We start from the raw sequence: 2,573 nt of genomic DNA, 5'->3' as shown, positions 1-2,573 counted from the left end.
GAGTAATACTCGTATGTCATATTAAATTGTGTTTATAATTTTTAAAATTCTGCAGGAATACGGGTATGACCATTGCGTATCACGAAAAGTTTTCGTAATTTTGCGGTTGAAATAGCGGTCAACCCTTTAATCCCTACTTAGGGTTAATGATTTCACAATGCCTCATTCTCGCCCAAGAATGAGGTGTTGTTTTTATAGACTATTTCATATTCGCCTCCTTTCTTTTTATATTAGTGTTATCTTTTTTTCTGATATTACTATAGACATGCCGCTATCCTAAATATTTTCAGTCGGGATGCGTGCGACTCGGCAGACGTTCTGACGCTATCTGACGTATCCTGTTTGTTAGGGGAAACCATAAGCGTTTCAATGCCCAATTCGTCGCAAACTCTTTGAGTGACAAAATCCATAACAGCCACCTTTATTTTTCGCTTCGCGGCTATAAACAGCAAACTGCTTTCAGAAATTCCAATTTTTTGCAAACATCTATTGTCAGAGAGAAAAGAGGTAAATTGCAACATTTCTTCAGCCGATAAGGTGATGCTTTTGATTGTTGTCGGATATGTACACAGACTGTCACATACCGACAAGTCTGTTGTGAGAATCTCATACGTTGAACAAAGGGAAAGTATGATGTCCGAATGTTCCATACAATGCTTGCCAACCAATATGTTGATTTTTTCCATATCGTCAGAGGGCTTGTGATTTGGCTTCAATCTCCATAATTGAAGTATTTAACATTTGTGCGGCTTTCGATGACGAAATCAATTCTTGTGCAAGAGCACTATAAACCATCTCCTCGTACAATTCATCGTTGTAATCTTTATTAGAAGATGTTTCTATGTAGAGAGACTTCTCCACCGAGTCTTTAAATCTCGGATTTGCATTCTTTTTGATACAATACCCTCTATATCGGTTTTCGTTGAAGATGCCATGCCGTTTCAACGAATATATTATAGCGTCTATTGAGATTCCGTATGCTTTTTGGACTCTTTTCAATTCTTGAACGGCAATTTTGGACTTGCTTCCAAATTCACGTTCCACGACTTCTGCCGGAAGTAGCATTTCGGAAGCAAAAGCATCACATAATTTCTCTTGGTCATGTTTCGACAATCTTGCGTCAAAAGAGGTATTTGCCAGCAAATGGGCCAGCTCATGCATATGTGTGAAACGACGTCTTTCTGTATTTTGTATGTTTTTATTTATTACCATCAGAGGAGTATGGCTGTTTGCATATCCGCTGATTCCATCAAATCCTTCCGGTCCGTCGATCTCAAACACCTTCACACCATGTCCCATAAGAAGATTCTTGACACTCGGAATTGGCGAAATCCCTAAGCCACAAATTCGTCTGACCTCTTTTGCAAGCATTATCATCTGCATTGGTTGAGAGATTTGTGTCGGTGCGCAGACTCGCGATATCATTGATTCTATTCCAAGGATATTTTCAATATCAATAAACCGCTCAACCTCATCTTGAATTTTAAGTTTCAATATCGTCTGATCCTTTACTCCGATACTTGCTTTTTTTCTGAATGATATCTCCACCTCCGAAACATCAAAGGTGTATGGTCTGAAAAAATAATCTACCGGCACGCCTAAAGCTTTGGAGAGTTTGATTAAAATCTGACTCCCTGCCATAGCTTTGCCAGCTTCGTATTTGGATATGGTTTGCTTGGTTACCTCCTTTCCTGTTTTTGCGGAAAGACCTTCCATCGACAAGCCGGCCCTTTGCCGCGCTTGCTTTAGCCTTTTTGCGAATACTTCTTTCGTTTCCATATTTTTGTCGTCGCATTTAATGCGACAAAATTACAAAATTATTTTGATTTGTCAACCATTCAAGTAGAAAAAATTCAGACTTTTTTACTTCAACTGGAAACCTCAGGTAATTTGTATCATGAACAAGGTGCTTTCAGTTGTCCAGAATACCGTTTTCTTGGCCAAATCTCTGTTTATTCTTTACCAATCGCCTCAGATAGCCTCAGATAGCCCGGTTTTCTTTGCCAAATTCCGTTAATAATAACTAATTAGCTGTGTGTCAATTCATAGAGTGCTTTTCAACGAGGAGGGGTATTAAGCAATAAATTACACATAATATCCTAAAAAAAATCAATGGCTAAGAAAATAAATGATTTTCTTAGCCATTGATTTTTTTATCCCGTTTTACCCCATAGTTTTCTTGGCTAAATTACGTTTTCTTGGCCAAGAATATTTGTTTTCTTGGCTAAAATTCCGACACTCCACGGTAGGTTTGTGAGTATCAATGGAGGGCTTCGATTGCAAATTTTCGTGGAAATACAATGAAAGGGACAACAATTAAGAATTTTTCAAATCATACTGCAAGTATATGGCAGTGATTTCGATTAACTTTGCAGAATGAAACAGGAAAAGACGCGCATACTTACCCGGGACGGCGTGGAAGTCGAGGCTTTCGCTCCAGCTATTTTGTCTGTAAGCCGTGCTACGGATATACCGGCGTTCTATGCGGAATGGTTTTTCAATCGCCTGGAGGAGGGATATTGTAAATGGCGCAATCCTTTCAACCGGGTGGTGAATTATGTGCCGTTTGAAAG

General features: G+C 39.0%; 2 protein-coding genes. One reads left to right on the top strand and one right to left on the bottom strand.

Annotated elements, in window-relative coordinates; translation table 11 throughout:
* Positions 1-690: 690 nt before the first annotated feature.
* On the bottom strand, positions 691-1,779 hold the full coding sequence (locus JX312_RS12120; RefSeq protein ID WP_124029566.1) for a helix-turn-helix domain-containing protein: 1,089 nt from the start codon (positions 1,777-1,779) through the stop codon (positions 691-693).
* A 597-nt stretch (positions 1,780-2,376) separates the two neighbouring features.
* Here JX312_RS12120 and JX312_RS12115 point away from each other — a divergent pair.
* The coding region (locus JX312_RS12115; RefSeq protein WP_204458153.1) for a DUF1848 family protein at positions 2,377-2,573 on the top strand (197 nt) is incomplete at its 3' end.

The organism is Barnesiella sp. CU968, assembly GCF_905219685.1.
Taxonomy (GTDB): Bacteria; Bacteroidota; Bacteroidia; order Bacteroidales; family Muribaculaceae; genus Lepagella; species Lepagella muris_A.
The sequence above is the reverse complement of the archived record's forward strand: the minus strand, read 5'-3'. Positions and strand labels throughout refer to the sequence as shown.